The following is a 26,561-nucleotide window of genomic DNA, read 5'->3' as shown; positions in this document are numbered from 1 at the left end:
TGCAAAAAAAAACCCTAGATGAACTAGGGTTGCATTAAATTGCAAGGAATGGATGAAAGGAAATAAAACAATGAAACAATACTGTCTAGCCTTATGAATCATTGTGTAGCTACTATAACAGATACAAACAAACAGGTTGATGGCTGGCAAATTACAAAATAGTCATTGAATTATCATCTTAGCATTTGAGTTATTCCTATATTCTATTAGCGCATTATGCAATTTCGATAACCTTATAAAATAGCAAAGGATATATTCAATATGAAATTGTTAGTTGTTGAAGATGAACAAAAAACAGGTGAGTATCTTCGTCAAGGTTTAATGGAGTCTGGATTCATTGTCGATCTGACTAATAATGGTCTGGATGGATATCATAGAGCAATGACCGAAGATTATGATTTAATTATTCTTGATGTAATGTTACCTGATATTATTGGTTGGAAAATAGTACAATCACTTCGGGAGGTAGGTAAAGATACGCAAATTATCTTACTTACGGCAATGGGTAGCGTCGAAGACAAAGTCAAAGGATTGAATTTAGGCGCTGATGATTATTTAGTTAAACCTTTTTCATTTGCTGAACTGTTAGCTAGAGTCAAATCTTTATTAAGACGTAATGTTCCGCAAGTTAACAATTATCAATTAAGTATTGCCGATTTAGTCATGGATTTGCCAAAACGTACGGTAACACGTGCAGGTAAACGTATTGATTTAACGAATAAAGAGTTCTTGTTATTAGAATATTTCTTACGTTATCCAGGTGAAGTTTTACCTCGTTCGCTAATTGCCTCACAAGTATGGGATATGAATTTTGATAGCGATACTAATGTTATTGATGTAGCAATTAGGCGATTACGCAATAAAATAGATGCAGAATTTGAACCGAAACTAATTCACACTGTTCGTGGCATGGGTTATAAATTAGATGTATTGGATGAAGTCGAATAATATAATTTCGTTCCGTTTACCTATTATTGTTTGCCTACTAACTTGTGGGTTGCTTTACTGTTTCAGTTATCTTATTGAGCGTTCTTTTGAAAAATTTTCAATTCAACAAAATGTAACTGAACTTAATTCTGTCATTACTTCGATAGAGCGTGAGTTGTGTTATTATTCTCCTGATGATAATCGTGATGAATTTTTGCAGAATCTATTATTAATTCTGACTGGGCACCACCGTTTATTTGTTTATATTATTGACGATGCAGGAAAAATAGTATACCGCACGAGAGGACCAAATTTAGCTATAGCTTTAAAATCTGCCGTTTTTGAAAAAATTATTGCTGATCATACTACGGCAATTTCCGATATGAATAACTCTTCTTATCGAATTGCTGCTTCAAAACTTATTATTGATGAAGATAAACAGTATATTACTATTGTTGCTGTTGGTCGTGACTTACAACTTGAATTTATAAGTCGATTGAGACATGGTTTGGGCATACTAATAGCCATTGCCTGTATACTAGCTTTAGTAGGATCACTAATTACCATCTATTTTACCCAAAAGCCGATTAATCGTTTAATTAAGAAAATAGAACGTATTAATTTGAAAAGCATTAATTACCGTATTTCTACATCATCAGTACCAATTAAATATGTTAGCTTAGTTAAAGCCTTCAATAATATGCTTAATCGTATGGAAGATGTTTTTCATCGACAACGCAATTTTACTGCAGATATTGCGCACGAGATGCGCACGCCTATTACTAATTTAACTACGCAAACGCAAATTGTGTTAAACAATGCCAGGTCAACATATGAATATCGGGAGATTCTATATTCCAATTTAGAAGAATATGAAAGGATGTCACAAATGATATCAGATATGCTTTTTTTAGCACAAGCGGATAATCGACAATTGGTTCCAAACTTAATTGATATTGATTTACATAAAATGATTTTAATGATGTGTGAGTATTTTGAACCACTTACCGATGAAAAAAATATCACTTTTAGTATTGAAGGTAATTGTTCGCATATTCAAGGTGATAAAATGATGTTAGGACGCGCAATAAGTAATATTTTGTCCAATGCCATTCGTTATACACCTGAGAATGAAAAAATCATTATTGCTTTAAGTCAAATAACTGACAAAAGGGTAAAAATAATCATCTCTAATCCAGGTAATAAGATTGACAGTAAAGACTTACCTCACCTTTTTGATCGTTTCTATCGAGTCGATGAATCACGCCATCGTGAGGGCAATAAAAATAGTTCAGGTGCAGGTATTGGTTTGGCAATCGTTAAATCAATTATTGAAACCCATAAAGGTAGCATTTATGTCGAATCAGATGACCAATCCACTCGGTTTGTTATTAATTTACCGACTATTAATTGACCTCAAAATCACTCATTAATAAATTTGCCGCTGCATAAGCGGCTTTATGTCTTAACTGCTCAGGTACTTGTTCATCACGCACGACTTCATCAAGTACCTGCATAACAGCATTTAATGCATCTTCAATATAACCAAGGTCATTACTACCAATTTGTGCATACTTTTCACGAATAAGCTCACAATATTTATCCACTCTGTCGACTCCTTATTAATTAAGCCATGAAATTTAAATAATCATTATAAAAAATCTTTCAATTTTTGATAAACTTGCTCGGCGGTAATAGTTTGCATGCTTTTACTTGGCGATATAATACTGTATTGATTTTTACCATACCCACCAATCAATTGTGGGTCAGTTTCACCAAATAAAGTAATATTTGGTCGATCCAATGCCGCAGTTAAGTGACTTAAGCCAGTATCGACCGAAACGACAGCTTTCGCACCAGCAATAACGGTTGCCACTTGAGAAAGTGAAAGTTTGGGCAATACTTCAACATGTCTAAAATTCTGTGCCAAGCGGATAGCTCGCTCGTGTTCGTGCGGTGCTCCCCATGGTAATTTAATTTTTAAACCACTAGGTTCTACTATCCTAATTAATTGGCGCCAAGCTTCTTCCGTCCAATGTTTTTCATCTCGCGTTGTGGCATGCAAAAAAATTAAATATTGTTGGTTATCGCTTGGTAATGCCGATAAAAAATGACGAGCAATGGCATAATCACCCATAGTAGTTGGGCAAGTATAGTTTAAACTTGCGGCAAATAATAACCTGACTCGCTCAATAGCATGTAATTGTTTGGGCACAGGGTGCTTAATGTCATAAAACCAACTAGCAATGGGTTCTTTGATGCTTTTACGATCTAATCCATGTTTGATACCACGAGCTTTGCGGGTGATAAGAAAAGCACTTTTTATCAATCCTTGAGCATCAATAATACAATCATATTCTGTTTGCCTTAGACATTGAATAAATTGGTGGCGTTCGTGGCGAGTTTGCTTAGCAAACCAATTTTTTCGCCAGCGCCTAATAGCAACCGGGATGACATTCTCGACAGCAAAATGCCAACTAGGAATTTGAGCAAAATTTTCTTCAACTACCCAATCAAAAGTGACATTGGCTAAACAATTTGCCGCATCTGTTAAAGCCGGTAAGGTATGCAGTACATCACCCATTGATGAGGTTTTAACGACAAGTATGCGCATAATCAGTTATTCTTTTTACAATCTGCAATTAATTTCATCAAGGTTTCAAAAACGTTATCAGGCTTTATATCTATAAGACTTTGGTGATAACCTTGCTCAGCCTCACCTTGACGAACACGATGATATCCGGTAATTAAACGGATAACCTTTGCTTTGTTTGATAAGGGCGGAGTAAACTCGGGACTACTTGGTCCATAAAGAGCAACTAAAGGGCGATCTAGTGCAGCGGCTACATGCATTAAACCTGAATCATTAGTTACAATTGCCTCACAGGCTCTGATCAAACTAACAGCTTGTTCAAGTTTTGTTTCTCCCGCAAGATTAATACACTGATCTTTATAGGTCATGCGCGCAATAATTTGCTCACCAACTTGGCGATCTTTTACTGAGCCGAAAATTAAAATTTTGGCATGTTGTTTAACTAGCATATCAGCAAGTACAGCATAATGATAATCAGGCCAACGTTTGGCTGGTCCAAATTCAGCACCCGGACAAAAGCCAATTAAAGGTGTATCTTGAGGAATATTAAAAGTAACTAATGACTCAATAACTTCATTTTGATCTACATTTAACTTTGGCCACAAAAGCGGTTGAGGTAATTCCTCCGCTGAGTGAATTTGTTGCTTAGGATAAGCAAGGGCAATATAACGTTGCACCATTAATGGAAACGCTTGCTTATCAAGTTTCCGCATATCATTTAGCAAACCATACCGCATTTCACCTTTCCAACCAGTGCGTTTGGGAATTTTAGCAAAAAAAGGAATTAAGGCCGATTTTAATGAGTTAGGCAAAACAATAGCTTGATCATAATGGCTATCACGCAAAGACTTGCCTAATTTAAAACGTTTTGCTAGCTCAAACTCACCATGACCTAAAGGCATAGCAATCGATTGATTAATCTCAGGCATTTTAGTTAATAATGCTCGGCACCAAGCTGGCGCCATCACATCAATTTCATTATTTGGATTAAGCTGCTTCAATGTGCGATACAAGCTTTGTGACATCATCATATCGCCAACCCATGATGGTCCAATAATGAGAGTTTTCATTTAATTACCTTCTATCGCTCATTGAGCCATTGCATATATTTAGTGGTGCCCTCAGTGACGGTTTTAAATTCAATTGGGCAACCAGTTTGTCTAAATTTAGTCAAATCTGCTTGAGTAAAGCTCTGATAGCGTCCTTTTAAATGATCAGGGAACGGGATATAGTCTATTTCCCCTTTTTGATGATAATTAAGTACTGCATCGGCTACAGTTTGAAATGATTCTGCACGACCTGTGCCACAATTGAAAATACCAGAAATGTTATTTTTCCAGAACCATAAATTAACATTAACAACATCATCGACATAAATAAAATCGCGCTTAAAGTTGTCACTGCCCTCAAATAATTTTGGTTTTTCACCTTTATTAATCTGCTCATTTAAATGAAAAGCGACACTAGCCATACTGCCTTTGTGTGTTTCGCGTGGCCCATAGACATTAAAATAACGAAATCCACAAATTTGTGAATCAGCTTGCGGTAATATTGCTCTTACATATTGATCAAACAAAAATTTAGAATAACCATACACATTTAATGGTTTTTCATAGGTGCGATCTTCAATAAAATTATCGCTGCGACCACCATAAGTCGCTGCAGATGAAGCATATAAAAATGGAATATTAAAATCTAAACAGTAATGTAATAAATCTTTGGAATAGTCGTAATTGTTTTCTAACATAAATTTACCATTCCATTCCGTGGTAGAGGAACAAGCGCCTTGATGAAAAATAACATCAATATCGAGATCTTCACCAGCAATAATTGCTGCAATAAACTCGTCTTTATCCATATAATCAGCAATGTCTAAATCAACCAGATTGGCGAATTTGGTACCATCGGTTAAATCATCTACGACTAATATATCTTTGCGTCCTTGTTCATTTAGCCCTTTAACAATGTTACTGCCAATAAATCCTGCACCACCGGTAACAACAATCATAATTACTTTCCTTCACTGATAGAATTAATATGCTTATCATACCGATTTATGCAAGAATTTTCGAGTAATCATTTAAGTTTAAGTGATTATTCGTTGCTTTCACAAACATAATCTAGGCAACGTTTTTTGCTAGTATACAAAAGGCTAAAAGTTAACGATAAATATCGGTAATATGAATCATTCCAATTAATTGTTTTTGCATATCAACTACCGGTAAAACTGTAATTGGACGAGGTTGGTGTCGTTCCATAAGTTCAATAGCGTCTGTTACATATTGAGATTCATTAATTGTTGTTGGTGTTGTTATCATTATTTGACTTACTTGCTTATTTAATAAGTCAGGATAAGATTTGAGTTGTCTACGAATATCGCCATCAGTAATAATGCCTAATAGTTGATGATTTTTATCGACAATAGCCACAGCCCCAATACCCGATTCTGTCATCACAAAAATTGCATCAGAGATCGTTTTTTCTGATGTAATTGAGATCTGTCGTTGATGCTTTTCAACCAGTTGTTTAACTGTCATTAAACGTACTTGCCCTAGGTTGCCGCCCGGATGATAAAAAGCAAAATCTTTATCAGTAAAACCTTTAGCCTTCATAATGGTAACAGCTAAGGCATCACCCAATGCTAGCTGGACAGTAGTGCTGGTAGTTGGGGCTAAGTTAAGTGGACATGCTTCATGTTTAATATGGGCATCTAAATGATAGGTAGCAAAACGCGCTAAAGTTGATGATGCATTACCACAAATTGAAATTATTGGGACACCTATTTTTTTTATTGTGGACAAAATATTAATGATTTCTGTTGTTTCACCACTATTTGATATTGCAATAATGATATCGTCTTTGGTAATGCTGCCTAAATCACCATGAATGGCTTCGGCTGGGTGTAAATAAAAAGACGGGGTACCAGTACTCATTAAGGTTGCCGAAAGTTTATGCGCAATATAACCGGGTTTACCCATGCCGGTTACAATTACCCTCCCCTTGATAGTTAAAATCAATTCTACCGCCTTGATAAAATTATCATTGATAGTTGTAACAAGAGATTCAATTGCCGTTGCTTCTTCTTGTAACACCTGCACTGCAGTTTGAATGATTTCATTTTTACTAAGCATAATGATTATTCCATTTTGTTGTTTTTCAAGAATATAGGTTAGTTTTAGATAGTCTTATAAGTTACTTGTGTTTTAGTTTATCAAGATCTTCAAAAGCATAAATGAATAGCTTAAAAATAATTTTACTCATAAATGGAGGGGTTAATTTAATCATTAACATAAATTTATCGCTAAAAACGTTAAAGTTTGATCTTGATCACATTTGTTAAAGATGGGTGTGAAAGTGTTAAAAAATTAACATATTTTAGATAAGTTTGTAATTACAATAAGCCCAACTTAATAGCGAGAAGCCTTATGAATCAAGATTCACCTAGATATAAACGCATTTTAGAGTACTTAGATGAATATGATGTAGCAACGATCAATTCATTGACGAACTTATTTTCGGTTTCACATATGAGCATTCGACGCGATTTAAAACTATTACAAGAAAAAGGTTTAGTTAAAGTGTCCTATGGTGGAGAAATTAAACGCAGCTTTTTAAATGGAACACCACTTTATAATGTAAAACAAAGTCGCTTTTCCGAAGGCAAAAAACTGGTTGGTAAAATAGCTGCAAGCTTATTGCAACCTGGGATGGTTATTTTTATTGATGCCGGAACAACAATGCGCGAATTTGCGCTCAATATTAATGTACCGGTTACAGTGATTACGCTTGATTTACATGCTGCAATTGAATTAACACATCGTCCTGAAGTTAATACCATCATTTGTCCGGGTGAAATTCAGGTATCGAGTGTAGCGGCTTACAACACTCAGGCTATGAAATATTTATCTGAACAAGTGATTGATTTAGCCTTTATTGGTGCAGATGGTTTTAATCTTGAAGATGGCGCATTAACTACCACTCAAATTAAAGCAGATTGCAAATGGATGGCAGTATCAAGAGCCATTCAATCGGTACTATTAGTCGATAGCAGTAAATTAGGACTACGTTGTCGTTTCAAAATTTGTGATTTAAATCGGTTTAATTATCTTATTACAGAAAAAAAATTCCCAGATAATTTCGAAAAAAATCTAATAAAACAGGATATTAAATATATCTATGAGCCGCAATAAGCATCTTAGATATTAAGAATATAGTTCTATAACTATATATAAGGAGTTCATTTAGTGAACTTAGTATTGAAAGGGAGCAAAAATATGAAAGTAGCCGTTGTAGCAGATGACCTAACAGGTGCGAATGCCACTAGTGCATTATTAAGTAAAAAAGGATTTAATGCCATTACTTGTTTAGAAAAATTTAATGAAGATTTAACTAAATTTGATGTAATTTCATTTGCAACAGATTCGCGTTCAATTCCATATAAAGAAGCTTATTCTCGCGTTGTGAATTGTATTAGCCAGTTTAAACAATATCGTCCATTAATTAGTAAGCGTATTGATTCTACTCTCCGTGGTAATTTAGGCGCTGAAGTTGATGCGGTAATTGATAATGATCCGGAATTAATGGCTCTAGTCGTACCTGTTTACCCATCAAGCGACCGGATATGTGTTGGCGGATCGTTATTAGTTAATGGCATTCCATTACAAAATACCGCAATGCGTAATGATCCTAAAAACCCTATGACAGAATCTTCAATTTTAGAATTATTTCGTTGTCAGTCTCGTTATCCAATTTCACATATTGCCTTAAAAGATGTATTAGAAGGCAAAGAGCGAGTAGAACAAAGGTTGAAACAGATTTATCAGCAAGGTGGGCGTATTGTGATTTTTGATGCAACAACTGATACTGATATCAGTGTTATTGCACAAGCAGCCAATAATTCTGCTTTACCTGTTTTTTGTGTTGATCCTGGCCCTTTTACTGCACAATTTGCCCATTTGCGTTATTCAGCTGAGCGAAAAATGGCAAATAAAGTGTTTATAGCTATTGGTAGTGTATCGGATTTAACCCAGCGACAAATTAAAAAATTGAAATATGACCGCAAAGTTTGGTTAGAAACGGTTTTAGTCAATGAACTAATTGAAATATCGAAAGATCCTAAAAAGGCTAAGCCAATTGTGGAAAGGCTATTAGCCAAAATTGAGCAATTTGATGTGATTGGCATTGATACGGTGGAAATGCCTGAACATGTTTGTGATTTAGCTAGCCTAGCGACCAAAAATAAGATGACAATGGTTGACGCTAGTAATGCGTTGAACCAAGGTATTGCTGAAATTACAGCACAAATACTATTTCAACCTAACTCTGTTATTCGTGGCATTTATACCAGTGGTGGCGATGTAACGGTTAATGTGGTCAATCGTTTAGGTAGTAGTGGCTTTTTGCTTAAAGATGAAGTTGAACCATTAACCGTTTATGGACATCTTGTTGGTGGTAAGTGTGATGGTTATTCAATCGTCACTAAGGGAGGATTTGTTGGTAATGATAATACATTAGTTCATTGTATTGATTATTTAAGTACCAAAATTTCTTCACATGAAAGTCATCAACATTCATAAAAGGTGATATCACTACCTCAGTGAAAAAATGAGTGAATAAATTGGTAGTATAAATTTACTATTATAAAGGAGTATAAAATGAGTCGTCGTTGTTTAATAGGTGTTCCTATGGGAGATCCTGCGGGAATTGGACCAGAAATTGTAGTTAAAAGTATAGCTGCTCCAGAAACATATGAATATGGTTGCGTAGTAGTTACCGGAGACAAAAAAGTCTTAGCGGATGCATGTCGATTCTCAAAAATTAATCTACATATCAATGAAATTAAAGATCTGTCTCAAATACAGGATAAACCAAATGTATTAAATTTGATCCAATGTGGTGAACTGGATTATAACACATTTAAAATTGGACAAATTGAAGGACAATGTGGTCAGGCTGCATTTCGTTACATTAAAGAAATTACCACTCTTGCCATGCAAGGTAAGCTTGATGCCATTGCTACCACGCCAATTAATAAAGAATCATTAAAAGCCGGTAAGGTTAATTATATTGGTCATACTGAAATTTTGGCCGATCTAACTAATAGTCAAGATCCCCTTACTATGTTTCAGGTTAGGGATTTACGCGTGTTTTTCTTAACTCGTCATTTGGCGTTAGTTAAAGCTATTGAATCTTTAACCCCCGAAAGAGTATGTGATTATGCTATTCGTTGTAATGATGCATTAGTTAAGTTAGGTATCAAAAATCCGAAGATGACCGTTGCTGGTATTAATCCTCACTGTGGTGAACATGGATTATTTGGTCATGAAGATGACGATGTTTTATTACCTGGCATAGAGATGGCTAAACAGAAAGGGATTAATATCTCAGGACCAAAACCTGCTGACAGCGTGTTCTATTTTGCAATGGGTGGTAATTATGATGCAGTTTTATCACCTTACCACGATCAAGGTCATATTGCGACTAAAATGGTAGATTTTCATCGTACTATTTCTATTACCAATGGTATGCCAATTCTTCGTACTTCGGTGGATCATGGCACAGCTAATGACATAGCCGGAAAAGGGATCGCAAATCCAGTAAGTTTAATAGAAGCAATTCGTTTGGCTGCATTGTACGCACCTAACTTTAAACATTAACAGGTATATTTTTAATTTATTATAATTTCATATTCGATAGTGATAACTTCACTATCGGAAGGAGATTTTTATATGTCAAAAAAAACGAATAGTAAAAAATCACTCTACCCTTATGTCATGCTTAATGGCATTATTTTATTGGTTGTAGGACTTATTGTCTTTTATTTAGGTAGTTTACACAGTATTGAAAAAAATAGTTGGCGCATGGTAGCAGGTTTACTTGTCGCTATTACTTTATTACTGTTTATGATTTTAAGAACCAGAATTCAGGCTTTCCCTGCATTAATTATCTCAGCGTTTATCACCGGTTCGTTAGGTGGGATGCCAGGTGATTTTATGATTACCACCATCAGTAAAGGATTTGGTAATACACTCGGTAATATCGGTATTGTTATCGGTTTTGGGGTGATGATGGGATCCATTTTACAAATGAGTGGTGCAGCTCAAAAGATGGCTCAAGTTTTTATTAATCTTTTAGGAAAGGGACGAGAAGAGATCGCACTGGTAATTATTGGATTACTTGTTAGTTTAGCGGTATTTTGTGATTCTGCTTTTATTGTTTTATTACCTTTGGTGAAAGCAATTTCCCGAAGTACAGGAAAATCAGTGGTCGGTTTAGGTTCAACTTTGGCAATGGGTTTAGTTATAAGTCATAGTATGATTCCACCTGCTGTAGGGCCATTTGGTGTGGTATCACAGTTTGGTATTGGCTTAGGGGAATATATGCTTTGGGCGATGGTGCTTGCAGTGCCGATTACTATTGCGGGATTTATCTATACTCGTTATGTAGGACGTAGTATCTATCAAATTCCTACCGAAGATGGTGAAAATTTCACTCGTGAACGTTTAGTCGTACAGTCGAATGATATACAAAATGATCAAGATTTACCAAGTGCGTTAGCTTCATTCGCTCCAATTGTCATACCAATTATTTTAATTTTGAGTGCAACATTAGTTGGTGAAATGAAATGGGATAATACCATTGCTGTTATGGTAAAAACCATGGGGCACCCAATTGTTGCAGTGGGAATTGGGTTATTAATTGCCATAATGTCGTTAACCAATTCCTTCCCACGTAAAGATGTGGTGCATCAAATGGAGAACTCCATTCGATCAGCAGGGATTGTTTTACTTGTTATTGGTGGAGGCGGTGCGTTAGGAATGGTTCTGCGTGATTCAGGAACTGGACAAATTATCGCACAATATATTGTACAAATTGGTGTACCGGGTATTTTATTACCATTGACAATTTCAACTTTAATCCGTTTAATCCAAGGTTCTGGTACTGTTGCTATGATTACAGCAGCAAGCATTACGGCCCCTATGATTGGCACTCTCGGTGTAAATCCAATTATGGCAGGATTAGGTTGTTCAATTGGTTCATTTATGTTTTCACACTTTAATGATGCTTATTTCTGGGTGGTTAACCGTTCATTAGGTATCACTGAGGTTAAAGAACAGATTAAAGTTTGGAGTATAACTTCAACTGTTCTTTGGGTAGCCGGCACAGTATCACTATTGGTTGTTAATGCAATCTTCTTTTAACATTTAAATTAAAAAAAGGATAGAGTTTTATTACTCTATCCTTTTTTATCAAATAAACAGGTTATTTATTCCTATTTTTAGCTGTTATTAAAATATATCTTGCTATTTTAAGATAAGCATCTTCATGACAATACTGTTTTTCAAGTTCAAGTAGTTGTTCAAAGTCGGTCTGTGCTTTACTTTTATTAAGCAAATAATCATGGAAAATACGAATCCCCGTTGTTTGAGTAATGTCAAACTTTAGCTCAGTAAGCCAGTTATAAACATCATTAGGCACTCTTGGAAAATCTGGTGAAAGTGTCTTTTTTTTACGTTTAGCCAGTCCAGTTTGGGTATAACCAAAATTCCCTAAAGTAACTGTTTTAAATAATAATGCATGGTAGTTATAAAACATTAATGACAAATAACCATTGGGTTTTAGGTATTTTTTTAGTGTTTGTAATATCACAATGGGATCTGCAACCCATTCTAATACAGCATGACAAATGACTAAATCAAATTGTTCTTTAATATGACTGTCGAGTAATTGAATGGAACTGTGAATAAAGTTTAAAGTTAAATCATCTTTTTGAGCCTGTTGTTTGGCTAATGCTAACATTTGAGCTGAGATATCACATAGTGTAACTTGATGTCCAAGTTTAGCCAGTTTACATGCTAGTTGACCTTGTCCACCACCAGCATCTAAAATTTGTAAAGGTTTATTGCTAGGATAGAACGCTAGCATGTTTTCTAATTCTTGCCAGACGATGGTTTCTCGAATTTGGCCTTTGGTTGTACCATAAATATTTTTAGCAAACTTATTGCTGATATCATCAAAATTACGATCTTGTTTAGTCATCATTACTTCTGATTATTCAGTTTGTTAACTTCATCATTTATTTGATCTATTTTATTTTTCATTCGCTGATAACATTGTTCCATCAGTGTTCTGGCATCTTCTTTTCGTAAGCTTTTGGTATCAATTGGTTCAAGCATTTCTACAATCATATGACCATTATTTAAACGGTTAAGTTTAATATTATTGGTATCAGATACACATATAGGCACAATAGGTACCCCGGCAGCAATTGCAGCTTTAAATGCGCCTGTTTTAAATGGTAACAATCCTCGTCCACGGCTACGTGTTCCTTCGGGAAACATCCAAATAGAAATATTATGTTTTTTAATTTCATCAACAACTTGATTAATGGTATTGTGAGCTTTGGATTTATTGTTGCGATCAAGAAGAATATTACCAGTCAAATAATAGAGTTGACCAAAAAAAGGGATCCAAGCCAAGCTTTTTTTGCCAACCGTTACGGTTTTAGCTTGCACAATATCGGCAGCTACAACCATATCGAAGTTATTTTGGTGATTGGCGATATAAACACAGTTGCCCATGGTTTCTATGTTTGCAAACTTACGCGTGGTAACTTTTACACCAAAGATTGGTTTAAAGAAAAAGCTAAATAAATGGGCAAAACGTGCAACATTTTTCGGATTTCGTGGGTTAAACAAGCAAAATAGTATGCCTAAAATACAAATAATAACTCCTAAAAAGACCACACTAATTAAGCGAAATAGAAAAATCATAATTTACCTCACAAGTTAACCTGGCGTATTATATACATAATCTATATGAATATACAGTTTCCTCTAAAATCGTGATGTTAAGGGGGTATTATGTTTGAATCAACAATTAGCTGGGATGAAAACCTAAATCCAATTTCTACTTATTTTGATGATGTCTATTTCAATACGGCTGGTGCGATCGATGAAACAACTTATGTATTTATTGAGGGTAATAATTTATATCAACGCTTTATTGAGCATAAACAAGATAACTTTATCATTGGCGAAACGGGTTTCGGTTCTGGCCTGAGTTTTTTGATTGCGTGGCAAACATTTTTGCAATTCAAAAAAGAGTATCCAAATCATATTTTAAAAAAGTTAGATTTTTTTAGTGTCGAGAAATATCCATTATCAAATTCAGAAATGACAAAGATTCATGAAAATATTATTCAGAATAATGAACAATTAAAATCATTAGCTCAGCAGTTACAAGCAAGTTTGACTACGGATGTTAGTTGTCAGTTTGCAGATATCAGTTTAACTGTGTTTTATAATGACGTTTCCCTATTTCCTGATTTTTTAGCCAAACAAAAAATATTAATAGATGCCTGGTTTTTTGATGGCTTTGCACCAGCTAAAAATCCCGATATGTGGTCAGAATCATTGTTCAAAGCTTGTTATCAGATAACAGCTTGCCATGGTAGTTTTGCGACTTTTACCGCAGCTGGGTTTGTACGTCGGAATTTACTTAGTGCAGGATTTACAGTAAGTAAACGTAAAGGTTTTGGTCTCAAACGAGAAATGCTTGTTGGTTATAAACAAAAGGACGTCTCGCCATAATAAATGGCGAGAATAAACGTAACATTTTATTAACAACTCACAACCATTAGTTAAATTCAAATTGATAAATAAGATCTACTGCTTGCGCAAGACCCGAAGTTGCTTCTAAAAAAAGATTAGGCATTAATCGATAACGCAGAGTAAATGTTGCTAGAGAGTCGAAAATGCCAACACCATATTTGAGTTGCAAATGAGGTAATATATAACCACTTACTACTACTTTGGAACTATCCCCCGCTCCTTGTGTATCGAGAGAAAGGTTTTTAATACCAAAAATATTGCCAATATCACCAATATATTTCCCCGTTTTGGCTGTGCCTAATCCCACTAAAAGTGCTGTCATCATATCGTTATCACTTTGGTCGGAACTATCAAGCCCTTGTCCCCGTATTAAGTAAGAAAGTGCTTCTTGCTGTGACATCGCTGGATCTGAAAACACCTCCACTTTTGGATCAGTTGATAATCCTGTTACACGTATTCCAGCAGTAATAGTGTTATTTTCCATCGAGTCAGGGTTTCGTATCGCTTCGACATCCAACATCACTTGGTCAGTAGGACCTGAAAAAGTAAGCACGCCTTTACGTACAATTAAATCCTGCCCATAAGCTTGGAACCGTCCTTTGGGAATCAATATTTCTCCATGTACATCTAATCCTTTGTTACTTTGAAGCAGTATCAAATTACCTTTGAGTGATGCTTTTAAGCCAAAGGCATCAACGGTTACTTTATCTCCTATATTAATTTCCAGCCGACTATTAATCTTCATACCGAAGTTTTGCGGTTTAATTTCGCGATTATTTTCATCTAACATTACTTCATCTGATGAGACATCAATACTTGACGGTGGTAAAGATTCAACCGTGATTTTACCTTTGGGTATATTAACTTTTCCTGTTAGTGTTAATTCATCTTGATTTGCAGTTATATTGATATCGGGAATTACTTTCATCACAATCATTGGCGGCATGGTTACTTCCATAGCGGCACCGTTTACGGTCAATGCGGCTTGCCATTTATCTATAGTATTCCAGCTAGCATTACCGTTAATATTAATATTACCTGCTTGAGTGGTTAAAACACCCTTTAATGTTGATGATTTCCCATTGAAATTGATATTGATTCTAGCTGATTTAATATCAGCGGGAAGTAAGCTTGATTTGATCTCACTATGTTTTAAATCAATGTTACCTTTGAGCTCAGGCTGAGCTAAGGTCCCTGAAAATTTAACTGCACCATTAATCGCACCTTTGGCATATTCTTTTTTATCCAAAAGAGGATTAATAATCGCTAACGCAAGATTATCGATGATTAATTGCCCATTTAGATTTTTTTGTTGCATCGGATCGGTAATAACTAAATCGCCTTTTATTTTACCTAGCTGATCTAAACTAAAATTCCAATCCATTTTGGCTTGTTGTTCGTTAAATTCAGCATTGATATTGAATAAATCGAAAGGAATAGGTAGTGATTGTGTCGTTATCATTTGCTGAACATATACTTTTTTACTAGTAATCTTGGCATTGATGGCAGGGATTTTACTACTGCTATTGAACAAAATTGCTATTTTACCATTGATATATCCGGCAATTTTGGTTTCACCATCATTTGGAATAGGTAATTTGGCAAGATCAATATCTTTTAATGTAATACTTGACTCTGTATTTGCCGTAAACGATAGAGTTTTATCTAAACAAATACTTGAATTATCGTTGCGCCAACAATGGGCATTTATGATGGGTATTTGTTGAGTAATATCATATGATAAGGCTAGTGGTTTGGTTAATTGCCACTGATTTTTATCACCTAAATTTAACGAAGCATGCGCAATATTGCCTGTCCATTTTGTCCGTTCTTTATCAATTTGACCTGTCAGTGAGGTAACAAATGATGCTGGCGTGCCATTTATATTTATTACTAAATTATGATGACTTTCATTGCCAGAAAGTTCTATATTAGCCTTATTAATAGTTTGGTTTGGAAGTTCAATACCTTGCCCTGTGAGTTTTATTTGTCCGCTTAACTGTTGCTTGTATTGAACTTTACCGGAAAGGTTTGCTCTATTCACGCTGAGGTTTGGCAACGTTAATTTGTTTATGTTCAGATCAGTCAAGAAGATTGGTTCAGATGGTGTTCCGTTTATTTTAATATTTCCATCAATTTGACCATTCAAACCGTCAATTAATAAAGAAGGGTTAGCAAAATTTAATTTAGCTATTAAATCGCCTTTCTGAGTAGAACCTGTTAATTCGAATCGATTTTTTCCCCAATTAACTACCAAGTTATTAGCCGTTACATTATTTTGAGAGTTAATAAAAAGACCACCATTAGTAGTAAAGTTAGCGCCTTTGATATTACCGTTGAGTTTTAATTCGGCTAACTTTAATTGCCAAGTTTCACCTTCTAGCATTCCAGTGCTGTTAAAGTTGCCAGTTAATTTGATTGGATAAGTTGGTAATTCGTTACTTAGATCAACCTTATCAAGCTTAATTTGCGTTTCCCACTGTAGTGCTTTTTGCCAATTAATTTTCCCAGCAAGATCAACTTTTCCTTGTGGTAACTTAATCATAGCATGATCAAATATTGCTTCGTCATTAGTACCATTAGCCAAAATATCAAAACTAGTATCAGGCAATGCTTGACCTGCAATGGCGCCTTTTGTGACTAGTTGATATTTTTCAACTGTACCATTGAGTGATAAATCAAAGTTATTGAGTTGATATTGTACCGGTCCTTCAATCGGCCATTGGATATGTTTGCCATTGATATTAACCATAGCAGGTAGATATTTTTCGATAAAGTTTATATGTCCGTCAATAGTTAGCTGATTTAAACCTATAATTGTTGTTGTAGTCTTAAGTTCGCCAAGTAATTTTCCAGAAAAATGCCCATCAAATTGATTTTCAGCTGTTTTTGCTTTAACTAATGCGAAAACTGGCCAATCATTACCTAGTGTTATTTCACCAGATATTAGCGCATGTCCATTGGCATAGGGTGTTTTAACTTCGGTATCAACTTGCTTAACAACAATATGATTATTAATTGTATTCGTTTGAATGGTAACTTGATCAAAACGATAATCTTGCCCACCAATATGTAATAACCAATTATCGCCTGTTAAACTTAACACATCAATATCTAATGGAATATTGACTTGAGGCAATGAATTAATCAAAGGTTGATTAAATAAGTGATTAATCATCTGATTAAGGGGAATATTCTGTTCTGGCTTTTTCGAAATAACTGTTTGCGGTTGATCGGCAAAAATCGCATGTAAACCCATTGCAGTTGCTGGATAAACATAAAGTTTCTCATTAACCCATGTAGCTTTACCATTAAAGTCAGACATACCAAATTGCATATCATCAACTTGGACTTTAACGTTAGTTAGCGATGTTTGTTGAAGTTCAATAGGAAGAGGCATTTTGATAATAAAACGTTCTTCGGACTCAGGTTGGTCAGGTGTTTTTTTTAATTGATCGGTATTGACCGAAACATTTACTCCGTCAGCATTAAAATGCTTAATACAAATTTTAGTTTGTAGTAAACATAATCCCGATAATGTTAGCGAGGCATCGTCTATTTGAACATTAACACCAGGTAAATCAAGCGACAATCCTTTAACATGTAAATTATGAAATGTACCTTCAACTTGTTCAAGTTTTAATTCGGGTAAAAATTTATGTAAAACAAGCGTTGTAATTTTTACTCCGAGGCTGGTATAAATTATGACAATAATAAAGATAACAAGTACTATAAAAGCCGATAAAATGGCAAAACTACGTTTTTTCCATTTGCGTATCTGTCTTAACTTTTTGACTTTTTTAACTCGAATTGGATTTTTTGTCATTTTATAATTCGGTTCCTAAACCAATATATAAGTGAATAGAGCCGGTATCTTTTCTGTTTGTTGGTGTGGCTAAATCTATTTTAATCGGACCAACAGGGGATGCCCAGCGGATACCAAATCCAGCACCAGTATAAAATTTGCTTTTGTCCACTTTATCAATTGCTTCACCACTATCGACAAATAAAGCTCCCCACCATGAACCTGTCAAATTATATTGATATTCTACTGAACCCGTGATGAGCTTAGAGGCCCCTTTCAATTTGCCTTTTTTATCTTCGGGTGATATTGATTGGTAGCCATAGCCACGAATACTACGATCGCCACCGGCAAAAAATCTAAAAGATGGTGGAACACGATCAAAATTGCTAGCTTGTATAATTCCAAAATTACCTCGCACAATAAAACGATGTGAATCATGTATTGATCGGATCCAACTTTGTTGAGCTTGAAAACGAACTAAATTAATATCAGATCCTAATGATTCTCCGGCAACTTCTATTGAATAGCGTTGTGAATCGCCCCACATCGCAAATAAATTGTTATCGGTACGAATGCGTGACAAGCTTAGTGTAGGGTAATAAAGGAACGTTTTAAAACTCGCATCACCTTGGGTAAAATCATCACGTAATACACTTAATCCCAATGCCCGTTTCCAACCTTCATAATTATCCCAGTTACGTAACACACCAAACGTATAGGAACGAGAGTCAGTATCATTATTATCAATTTTTTTATAACCACCTTGGATGGTGTAATAATCGACAAGTGGCGATTTTTTTAATGGAATTTTATAACTCATAGTGAGGGATTGTTCTGGTGAAGACAGTGACAAATTACTTTGCAAACTTTGCCCACGTCTGTTGATCCAGGGTTTATTCCAACCAATTTTACCATGTACACCATTATCTGTTGAAAACCCCAATCCGAGATCCATACTATTTTTTTTGCGAGGCGAAGTTGCAACATCTATTGGTAATATCTTATCATTCGTGACTTTTGAAAAATCAGGCGCAACAACAACAGAGTTAAACCAGTTAGTAGACGCAAGGCGTCGGTTAAATAATGATAACTGTTCGGCTGTGTACGCTTCATTTTCTTTGAAAGGAATAATATTAGCAAGGTAATCATCACGAATTTTTTCATTATGAAAAGTCACTTTGCCAAATTTATAGCGTTGTCCTGTATTGAAATCAATATTCCAAAATGATTGATGTAACGAATTAGATACGGCTAATTGATGCTTAGTCATATTAGCATCAAAATACCCTTTTCTCAGTGATAAGTTTTGTAAGCTTTTTTTAAAAGCTTCATATTGTCCATGATTTAATACATCGCCAATGTTGGGTAGATTGTGTGACAATAACTCTTTAAAATCTTTATCGTATTGACCTTCACCAAGAACATTAATATTCAATTGACCAATGATAGTAGGTTCACCTGGAAAAATTTCCACAATCATAATTTTAGGGTCATGATCATCATATTGAAAGACTGGGGAATAATAACCTAAAGCACGTAACGCTTTTTGCGCTTCACTTTCAAAATAATGTTTAAAATAAGGTGTGTTATCAATTTTATTAGAAGGAATTAATGAAATACGTGCATCGACATTTTCCGCAAGTTCTCCTGATAATCCTTTTATTGATAACTTCATATCAGCATAACTTGATGTTGTTGTTATGGTTAAAAGTAAAAATAAGGAATAGGAAAATCGTGACACACCCACCTCGTGTTGTAATATTAAACTTTAAAAGTTAATTTTATGCGATTATTTTATTGAATTTGCTCAATTCATCAATCTAACATATTAACTATTTTATAGTCTATTAAAACGCCGTTTATTTTCAATTTCTTTATCTTAATGGATAATCTTGTATCCATTGGTCAATGTTTTTGAGTATAGACTCAAACGTATTTTTAGATAAATCGAAATAAAGTGTCCAATCTTCAATCAAGTTATCGGGATCATCTAAAGCAAAATCTGGCTTTATTTCACAATTTAGTGTGATTGATATTCTAACAATTTCATTTTCATTATTATAAGAAATAAAGCTAAGTTCAAGGCAAGGCTCAGTAAAACAAAGTACAGAATCAAAAGGAAGGCAGCCTTTTGCTAACGCATTAAACCAGCGGTACATCTTATAAAGGTCACTAACTTCTAATGCAGGATCTATTTTTTCAAATCTTTTATTATGGTGCTGAACTATAATTTTTAACAAACACCAATTATCCGAGTAATTAGGAAATTGATAACCGATAATATCTAATTGTAAATTAACGGTATTGCCTACATTTTGTAATACTATCAATTAAAAATCTCCTCAATCGCTATTGTGTAATAATTATTTTAAAAATGCTGAGTTGATTGACCTATTATTGCTTTATTTTATTTGAAAATTAATTGATCAAGGTTCAAGCAAATTAACTTGCCCGATATAGGGTAAATGACGATAGTGTTGGGCATAATCAATGCCATAGCCGACGACAAATTCGTCTGGGATTGAAAACCCGATATATTTTACAGCTACAGATACTTCTCGTCGAGATGGTTTATCCAGTAAAGTGCAAATTTCAATACTACGTGGGTGGCGTAATTTTAAAATTGCCATTACTTTACTAAGCGTATTGCCAGTATCAATAATATCTTCAACAATTAAGACATCTTTATCACGAATATCTTCATCTAAATCTTTTAATATTTTGACATCCCGATTACTAATCACTGCATTGCCATAGCTTGATGCAGTCATAAAATCAACTTCATGACCAACTGTGATGGCTCGGCTCAAATCAGCCATAAAAATAAATGAACCTCGTAACAATCCAACTAAAATAAGTTCATTTTGACTGTGCTGATAATCTTGGCTAATTTGTTGACCAAGTTCCGTTACACGTTTTCTGATCTCTTCTGCTGGTATCAGCGTTTCTAATGTATGTTGTTTCATTAACTATACTCAAATTGACTTTTTAAAAATGAACTAAATTCTAGCAATTTTCCAAAATAAAAAGAATAAGTCAGTTTGCTTTTTATTGAATTTTGATAGAAATTAATTTTGATTTTTATACTAAAACGTTAGTTTAACCTGAAACTTTTTTACAAAGTGCTAACATATCTGTCTTTTCTGTAAACGGCGTTTTTTAAAAAAATCACTTATAAGATTACTACATTCGTCTGCCAACACGCCGCCGTTAATTTCGGCGTAGTGATTAATGCCTGGATAAGCAAGGATATCTATAAATGATCCCGCTGCGCCTGTTTTATAATCACTTGCACCATAGACAACTCGTTTAATGCGACTGTGTATAATAGCACCAGCACACATAATACAAGGTTCAAGCGTTATATAAAGCGTTGTATTGACTAAACGATAGTTTCGTAAGGTTTTGCCTGCTTGCTCAATTGCCATTATTTCAGCATGAGCGGTTGGATTATGTTGTAAAATTGGTTGATTAAATCCTTCACCAATGATTTGTTGATTTTCATCAATAATTACCGCGCCGACGGGAATTTCCCCTATTGTTTCAGCGCGTTTGGCTAGCATTAATGCATGCTGCATCCAAAATTCATCTGCCATGTCAATAATATTATAAATTGTTTAAATTTAGTACATCACGCATGTCATATAAACCAATAGGTTGTTTTACTAACCATAAGGCTGCACGCACTGCGCCATTAGCAAACGTCATGCGGCTTGATGCTTTATGACTAATTTCGACTCGCTCACCAATATCAGCAAAAATCGCAGTATGCTCACCAACAATATCCCCTGCACGAATAGTAGCAAATCCTATTGCACCTTTTGGTCTTTCGCCAGTATGGCCTTCACGGCAATAAATAGCGCGGTCTTTAAGATCACAATTTAAGGTTTTAGCTATGGATTCACCCATGGCAAGTGCAGTACCGGATGGGGCATCAACTTTATGACGGTGATGAGCTTCAATAATTTCGATATCGGCATAATCGCCCATAATAGTAGTTGCTTTTTCCAGTAATTTTAGTACTAAATTCACGCCAACACTGAAGTTAGCGGCAAAGACAATAGCAATTTTTTTAGCTGCTTCGGTAATGGCCTTTTTACCAGCATCATCAAAGCCAGTGGTGCCAATTATCATCATTTTATTATGTTGTACACAAAATTCTAGATGATTGAGAGTGCCTTCAGGGCGAGTAAAATCGATTAGAACATCAAACTGATCTTTTGCTTGTTCAAGGTTATCGGTGACTATTATTCCACAATTACCAACGCCAGCAAGTTCGCCAGCATCGCTACCAATTAGTGATGATCCCTGTCGTTCAAATGCGGCTCCTAGAGTGACCCCTTCAATTTGTGATACTGATTGGATCAGTTGCTGCCCCATTTTGCCACCAGCGCCAGCTATAGCAATACGAATCAAGTCTGTTGACATATATCGTTCCTTACTCTGATTAAATTAGTCATAAACTACTATTATAGCGAAAAATAAAGGCCTTATATACAGCATAATTATTAAAATGTTATAGTTACAATCATTTTATTTTTAATAACTATTAAACGGATGCAATTATGCGTTGCCCTTGGTATTTTGGTTGGAATATAGTCATAGCAGCCGCGTTGTTAACCTTACTCTCTAGTGGTTTACGCATGAGTATGGGAACGTTTTTTTTGCCGATTGCTAGTGATCTTCATTTTAGTCGTAGTGTTCTTTCCGGTATTATTGCTATCGGTATGCTTTTTTCCGGTATTGCTATGCCAATTGCTGGTTATTTAGTCGGTATATATGGTACTCGTATCGTTTTATTATTAGGTGCAGTTATCATTGTTATTGCAACTGTTTGGGCATCGATGTTTCGGGATTATTGGAACTTCTTATTTTCTTTTGGTATTACCTTGTCATTTGGTACTTCTTTTGTCGGTTCAGTTAGTTTTACCCCTATTGTGGCGAGTTGGTTTATTAAAAGAAGAGGATTAGCATTATTTATTTTATCAACAGGTAGTATGGCAGGTATTGCGGTAATGTTGCCTGTGTTTGCCTATTTTATTCCGATCTATGGATGGCAAACAACCTTAATTGCATTTGCTGTACTGCTTTTGATTGTTGCCTTGCCGATTGCTTTTTTCATTATGAAGGATAATCCAGCCCAGATGACCAATTCAGGTTTTAATAATCAAGAAGTGTCATCAATAACCATGGCGCCAAAAATCAACCTTAGTTATGTTATACAAACTCGCCCATTTTGGCTGTTAAGTTTTGGATTGTTCACTTGTGGATTTAGTATGAATTTATTAGGAACGCATGGTGTACCTATGCTGATAGATCATGGTTTTGGACCGGTAACAAGTTCTTCTGGGATCGGTTTAATTGGTTTGGTGGCTATTTTTAGTACTCTGGCATTAGGTTATCTTTCGGATATTGTTGAACGTAAAAACCTTTTGACATTAATTTATTTGGTTCGAGGATTCGGATTTATTGCATTAGTTATGGTAGCAACTAAATGGCAATTATTTACTATTGCTGTTTTAGGTGGTTTGGTTTGGGCTGGAACTTTATCATTATCCAGCGCAATCACAGCAGATATTTATGGTGTTAAAATTGTGGGATTACTTTCAGGACTAACTTACCTTGGTCACCAAATTGGTGCTATGTCAGGATCTTGGTTAGGTGGGTGGTTGTATGATAATTTTCATACTCATTTTATTGCCTTTGGAGCAGCGAGTGTTTTGTTATTCATTGCGGCAAGTATTTCTTTTTTGCTACCTAAAAATCTAAAATCTGGACGCTAATTAGCGTCCATTATACTTATAAAACTTTTAGCAGTTCGACATCAAAAATTAGGGCACTATATGGTGGAATGGATGCGCCTGCTCCTTGGGCACCATAAGCAAGTTCTTGAGGAATATATAGCCGCCATTTAGAACCTTCCGGCATAAGTTGCAATGCTTCAACCCATCCTTGAATAACGCCATTAACTGGGAATTGGGCTGGTTCGCCGCGCTGTACTGAACTATCAAATACTGTGCCATCAATTAATTGACCAGTATAATGAACTTGAACATGATCAGTGGCCTTAGGTATAGCACCATCACCTGGTTTAAGGATTTCATACTGTAAGCCTGATTCTGTCGATTTAATGCCATCTTTTTTTATATTATTAGCTAGAAAATCTTTGCCTGCTTGCGCAATTTTTTCTGCTTGTTTGGCCTTTTCTTTGTTTGCTTGTTCATGTACATGGCGAAGTGCATTATGTAACTCTTGTATTGGTAAAACTGGTTGGTTTTCGGCTAATACATCTTCCATTGCTAATTTTAATGCATTAAGATCGAGTTTGTTTAACCCAGATTCTTTCAATTGTTGCCCAATTTGTAATCCGATAGCATAACTTGCTTTTTGATCAATCGTTTCTAATTTCATTTTTTACCTTTTATTGTTTATTGATAATGGTTGTAATGACTATATTTAGTTTGTAGATACCTAGATAAATGTCAAGTAGTAATTTAAATTAAAGGCAAATGCTTACTAATATTATTCCATTATTCTGGAAGATTTTAGTAATTTGGCTAGCACTTAGTTAAAATATCAGCGATAATATTAATATTAATATTATTAATATGGATTAAGTTGAATGCAGTTTCGTAAATTTACCTCGCTTGCAATTATATCTAGTGTTTTATTGAGTGGTTGTTCAGTTGTTGATCGTTGGGTATATAGACCTGATATCAATCAAGGTAATTATGTAACACAAGAAGCTATTGATATGTTACAAATTGGTCAATCTAAGGATCAAGTTGTATTTATTATGGGGTCACCTATGTTAACATCAGTTTTTGGTGATAATGTTTGGTATTATGTTTTCCGTCAACAACCACAACATGATGTAGTTAGTCAAAGAACCTATTCTATTTACTTTAACGAGATGGGTATCGTTAGTGATATAAAGGTTTCAGCATTAGATAATTCAAAATCTTTAGAAGAGATGAATGAACAGGGTATATCAGACCCAATTGATAATAAAACCGACGAAGATGATATTAGTACTAATTAAAGTAATAAACCTCGTTATATAACGAGGTTTAAAAGTTGTTATATTAATAATATTGATTACTGTAATCTAGTATCTGCCTTGTGAGTACATGGCTAAAAACGAAAAGAGGAATATAAAAAGGATAATAACCATTATAATAGAAAGGATGAGATAAATTAATAAAAGTTTCCAATAGGAATGTAAATTATTAATAGCATCAACTAAATCTTCACTACGCTTCAAATTAGCAGTCTTACTAAATGCACTGCCTGATTGGAAAAGTTTAATTCCAGCTATCAAACAAGGTATCCCTATAATTGCGGTGATAATTCCTAAACAAGTTAAAGCCCCTGATATTGCCGTAAGAACGCCCATAATTTGTTGCATAACTGCAATAAATCGCATACGTTTTTGAAGTTGCTCTGTTAATTCGACGGAAATTGTATCCGTTCCATTAATGTTCATTTTTTGTTCCTTATACTTTTAATAATAGTATTATTAATATTTGGTGGATAGAATAACAGTTTTATAGTTGTTGTCGAGGTGTTTTTTATAGCCATCAAAAAATCTTCCTGATGAATTTAGTTTAGCTGATTTTAATAAGAGCCTTATTTTAAAGGCTAAAAATTAAGAAAATAAACCATTAGATTTGAAAACCAAATATTAACGTTATAATTAGGCAATATAAAAAATAATTTACCAAAGAAGATAATTATCCAATAAATTTATTACTGGTTGGTATTGTATTAAATAAAAAATATATGTCTTTTTAAAGAAAAATTACGCTTATCGTTCTTATATTGGATCTAGACTAATACTGTAATTTACAAAACCTAAAGCGAATCAATCTTTTAATAAAATAGAATGATTATTAATTACCTGTAGGATAAATAAGTCATGAAAAAGTTTACTAAATTTTTTATATTATCAATATGCTATTTGTTTACTATAACTTGTGCTAATGCTAATAGTCGCTCTTGTATTTCTAAAAATGATATTACCAATTTGATAGATTCATTTAAGCAGAAAAAAGATATACTGCTATCTGATGGAGAATATATAGACATAGATGCTACGGATATAATTACCAAAGATGCTCTATATAAAGAGATAAATAATAAGGGTTATATGAAGTTGTTTCCTAATAAAATAAGTTATCACTTTTTTTTACAATATTTAAAGAAATTAGCAACAAATCCCAACTTATTTATCGATAAAGATCTCACTTATAATGAGAAAGACGTTATTTATATTTTTACTTTATCTTGTCATGATGAAAAAGCACTAATACAAATCAATACTAGTCGCTATATTAAAGATTTTGGAAATGCTGAAAGTGCCTATATGTATTACTTTAATAAAATTAATAATCAAATATATTTACTGAAAATGAATGTTGCAGGTTAAGATTTAAGATTCGTAAATTCTTTGTATTATTAAAAAAATGTATCAAAGCTAAAATGGATTAATTAAAGAAAAATGAAAAACATATACCGACAGTTTTCAAAAAACCATTGCATGACGCAAACAATAAGGACAATTTTATTTGTATTAGTTCCGACTTAATCTGACAAAGAGCTTGAAAAAGAGAGCGTTACCAGT

General features: G+C 34.4%; 25 protein-coding genes. 10 read left to right on the top strand and 15 right to left on the bottom strand.

What is annotated here, in order from left to right; translation table 11 throughout:
- Positions 1–261: 261 nt before the first annotated feature.
- Positions 262–948 (top strand): heavy metal response regulator transcription factor, encoded by a 687-nt coding sequence (locus Q0K76_RS09420; protein WP_294614889.1) that lies wholly within the window; start codon positions 262–264, stop codon positions 946–948.
- On the top strand, positions 935–2,341 hold the full coding sequence (locus tag Q0K76_RS09415) for a heavy metal sensor histidine kinase (protein ID WP_294614886.1): 1,407 nt from the start codon (positions 935–937) through the stop codon (positions 2,339–2,341). Before Q0K76_RS09420 ends, Q0K76_RS09415 begins: the two co-directional genes overlap by 14 nt.
- Here the strand turns inward: Q0K76_RS09415 and Q0K76_RS09410 are convergent.
- The 5 genes from Q0K76_RS09410 to Q0K76_RS09390 form a co-directional block, all read right to left on the bottom strand.
- Positions 2,334–2,534, bottom strand: a complete 201-nt coding sequence (locus Q0K76_RS09410) for a YaeP family protein (protein WP_294614882.1) — start codon at positions 2,532–2,534, stop codon at positions 2,334–2,336. The genes Q0K76_RS09415 and Q0K76_RS09410 overlap by 8 nt on opposite strands.
- 44 nt (positions 2,535–2,578) lie before the next feature.
- The gene (rfaC, locus tag Q0K76_RS09405) at positions 2,579–3,541 is read right to left on the bottom strand and encodes a lipopolysaccharide heptosyltransferase RfaC (RefSeq protein ID WP_294614879.1); all 963 of its coding nucleotides are present in this window, start codon (positions 3,539–3,541) and stop codon (positions 2,579–2,581) included.
- Positions 3,542–3,543: 2 nt separating this feature from the next.
- Positions 3,544–4,590 carry an ADP-heptose--LPS heptosyltransferase RfaF gene (gene rfaF / locus Q0K76_RS09400; protein ID WP_294614876.1) on the bottom strand — a complete coding sequence of 349 codons (1,047 nt, stop codon included), beginning with the start codon at positions 4,588–4,590 and terminating at the stop codon, positions 3,544–3,546.
- Positions 4,591–4,601: 11 nt separating this feature from the next.
- Positions 4,602–5,528 (bottom strand): ADP-glyceromanno-heptose 6-epimerase, encoded by a 927-nt coding sequence (gene rfaD / locus Q0K76_RS09395; RefSeq protein ID WP_294614873.1) that lies wholly within the window; start codon positions 5,526–5,528, stop codon positions 4,602–4,604.
- Between the two features lie 151 nt (positions 5,529–5,679).
- Positions 5,680–6,651 carry a KpsF/GutQ family sugar-phosphate isomerase gene (locus Q0K76_RS09390; protein ID WP_294614871.1) on the bottom strand — a complete coding sequence of 324 codons (972 nt, stop codon included), beginning with the start codon at positions 6,649–6,651 and terminating at the stop codon, positions 5,680–5,682.
- Positions 6,652–6,945: 294 nt separating this feature from the next.
- Between Q0K76_RS09390 and Q0K76_RS09385 the strand changes: the two genes are divergently transcribed.
- From Q0K76_RS09385 to Q0K76_RS09370, 4 genes are all read left to right on the top strand, one after another.
- A complete protein-coding gene (locus tag Q0K76_RS09385; RefSeq protein ID WP_294614868.1) occupies positions 6,946–7,710 on the top strand; it encodes a DeoR/GlpR family DNA-binding transcription regulator in 765 nt (254 codons plus the stop codon).
- Positions 7,711–7,794: 84 nt separating this feature from the next.
- Positions 7,795–9,096 (top strand): four-carbon acid sugar kinase family protein, encoded by a 1,302-nt coding sequence (locus tag Q0K76_RS09380; RefSeq protein ID WP_294614866.1) that lies wholly within the window; start codon positions 7,795–7,797, stop codon positions 9,094–9,096.
- 78 nt (positions 9,097–9,174) lie between these two features.
- The gene (pdxA, locus tag Q0K76_RS09375; protein WP_294614864.1) at positions 9,175–10,176 is read left to right on the top strand and encodes a 4-hydroxythreonine-4-phosphate dehydrogenase PdxA; all 1,002 of its coding nucleotides are present in this window, start codon (positions 9,175–9,177) and stop codon (positions 10,174–10,176) included.
- Positions 10,177–10,380: 204 nt separating this feature from the next.
- Positions 10,381–11,721 carry a gluconate:H+ symporter gene (locus Q0K76_RS09370; protein ID WP_363322456.1) on the top strand — a complete coding sequence of 447 codons (1,341 nt, stop codon included), beginning with the start codon at positions 10,381–10,383 and terminating at the stop codon, positions 11,719–11,721.
- Positions 11,722–11,782: 61 nt separating this feature from the next.
- Here the strand turns inward: Q0K76_RS09370 and Q0K76_RS09365 are convergent, their stop codons facing one another.
- Together Q0K76_RS09365 and Q0K76_RS09360 are read right to left on the bottom strand one after the other, a co-directional pair.
- Positions 11,783–12,559 carry a methyltransferase domain-containing protein gene (locus Q0K76_RS09365; protein WP_294614858.1) on the bottom strand — a complete coding sequence of 259 codons (777 nt, stop codon included), beginning with the start codon at positions 12,557–12,559 and terminating at the stop codon, positions 11,783–11,785.
- A gap of 2 nt (positions 12,560–12,561) precedes the next feature.
- Positions 12,562–13,293 carry a 1-acylglycerol-3-phosphate O-acyltransferase gene (locus Q0K76_RS09360; RefSeq protein WP_294614855.1) on the bottom strand — a complete coding sequence of 244 codons (732 nt, stop codon included), beginning with the start codon at positions 13,291–13,293 and terminating at the stop codon, positions 12,562–12,564.
- Between the two features lie 90 nt (positions 13,294–13,383).
- On the opposite strand from Q0K76_RS09360, the gene mnmD reads away from it, so the two are divergent.
- The gene (mnmD, locus tag Q0K76_RS09355; protein ID WP_294614852.1) at positions 13,384–14,112 is read left to right on the top strand and encodes a tRNA (5-methylaminomethyl-2-thiouridine)(34)-methyltransferase MnmD; all 729 of its coding nucleotides are present in this window, start codon (positions 13,384–13,386) and stop codon (positions 14,110–14,112) included.
- Between the two features lie 46 nt (positions 14,113–14,158).
- Here the strand turns inward: mnmD and Q0K76_RS09350 are convergent, their stop codons facing one another.
- The 6 genes from Q0K76_RS09350 to dapB form a co-directional block, all read right to left on the bottom strand.
- Positions 14,159–17,959 carry a translocation/assembly module TamB domain-containing protein gene (locus Q0K76_RS09350; RefSeq protein WP_294614849.1) on the bottom strand — a complete coding sequence of 1,267 codons (3,801 nt, stop codon included), beginning with the start codon at positions 17,957–17,959 and terminating at the stop codon, positions 14,159–14,161.
- Between the two features lies 1 nt (position 17,960).
- A complete protein-coding gene (locus Q0K76_RS09345; RefSeq protein ID WP_294614846.1) occupies positions 17,961–19,679 on the bottom strand; it encodes an autotransporter assembly complex family protein in 1,719 nt (572 codons plus the stop codon).
- A 133-nt stretch (positions 19,680–19,812) separates the two neighbouring features.
- Positions 19,813–20,268 (bottom strand): hypothetical protein, encoded by a 456-nt coding sequence (locus Q0K76_RS09340; RefSeq protein ID WP_294614844.1) that lies wholly within the window; start codon positions 20,266–20,268, stop codon positions 19,813–19,815.
- Positions 20,269–20,364: 96 nt separating this feature from the next.
- Positions 20,365–20,904, bottom strand: a complete 540-nt coding sequence (gene hpt, locus Q0K76_RS09335) for a hypoxanthine phosphoribosyltransferase (protein ID WP_294614842.1) — start codon at positions 20,902–20,904, stop codon at positions 20,365–20,367.
- Between the two features lie 159 nt (positions 20,905–21,063).
- A complete protein-coding gene (tadA, locus tag Q0K76_RS09330; RefSeq protein ID WP_294614839.1) occupies positions 21,064–21,534 on the bottom strand; it encodes a tRNA adenosine(34) deaminase TadA in 471 nt (156 codons plus the stop codon).
- Between the two features lie 10 nt (positions 21,535–21,544).
- Positions 21,545–22,366 (bottom strand): 4-hydroxy-tetrahydrodipicolinate reductase, encoded by an 822-nt coding sequence (dapB, locus tag Q0K76_RS09325; RefSeq protein ID WP_294614837.1) that lies wholly within the window; start codon positions 22,364–22,366, stop codon positions 21,545–21,547.
- A 137-nt stretch (positions 22,367–22,503) separates the two neighbouring features.
- Here dapB and Q0K76_RS09320 point away from each other — a divergent pair, with 137 nt between their 5' ends.
- Positions 22,504–23,721: an MFS transporter gene (locus tag Q0K76_RS09320; protein ID WP_294614834.1), complete on the top strand. Its 1,218-nt coding sequence runs from the start codon at positions 22,504–22,506 to the stop codon at positions 23,719–23,721.
- Positions 23,722–23,737: 16 nt separating this feature from the next.
- On the opposite strand, the gene Q0K76_RS09315 is transcribed toward Q0K76_RS09320, so the two are convergent.
- Entirely contained in the window at positions 23,738–24,349 is a 612-nt protein-coding gene (locus Q0K76_RS09315; RefSeq protein WP_294614831.1) for an FKBP-type peptidyl-prolyl cis-trans isomerase, read from the bottom strand.
- A 211-nt stretch (positions 24,350–24,560) separates the two neighbouring features.
- Between Q0K76_RS09315 and bamE the strand changes: the two genes are divergently transcribed.
- Positions 24,561–24,980 (top strand): outer membrane protein assembly factor BamE, encoded by a 420-nt coding sequence (gene bamE / locus Q0K76_RS09310; RefSeq protein WP_294614828.1) that lies wholly within the window; start codon positions 24,561–24,563, stop codon positions 24,978–24,980.
- Between the two features lie 66 nt (positions 24,981–25,046).
- Here bamE and Q0K76_RS09305 read toward each other — a convergent pair whose 3' ends face one another.
- On the bottom strand, positions 25,047–25,424 hold the full coding sequence (locus tag Q0K76_RS09305; RefSeq protein ID WP_294614826.1) for a DUF5362 family protein: 378 nt from the start codon (positions 25,422–25,424) through the stop codon (positions 25,047–25,049).
- A 432-nt stretch (positions 25,425–25,856) separates the two neighbouring features.
- Here Q0K76_RS09305 and Q0K76_RS09300 point away from each other — a divergent pair, with 432 nt between their 5' ends.
- Positions 25,857–26,366 carry a hypothetical protein gene (locus Q0K76_RS09300; RefSeq protein WP_294614823.1) on the top strand — a complete coding sequence of 170 codons (510 nt, stop codon included), beginning with the start codon at positions 25,857–25,859 and terminating at the stop codon, positions 26,364–26,366.
- Positions 26,367–26,561: the final 195 nt, after the last annotated feature.

The sequence above is a fragment of the uncultured Gilliamella sp. genome (assembly GCA_945271295.1).
GTDB lineage: Bacteria > Pseudomonadota > Gammaproteobacteria > Enterobacterales > Orbaceae > Gilliamella.
This window is presented reverse-complemented; position numbering and strand designations above follow the sequence as displayed.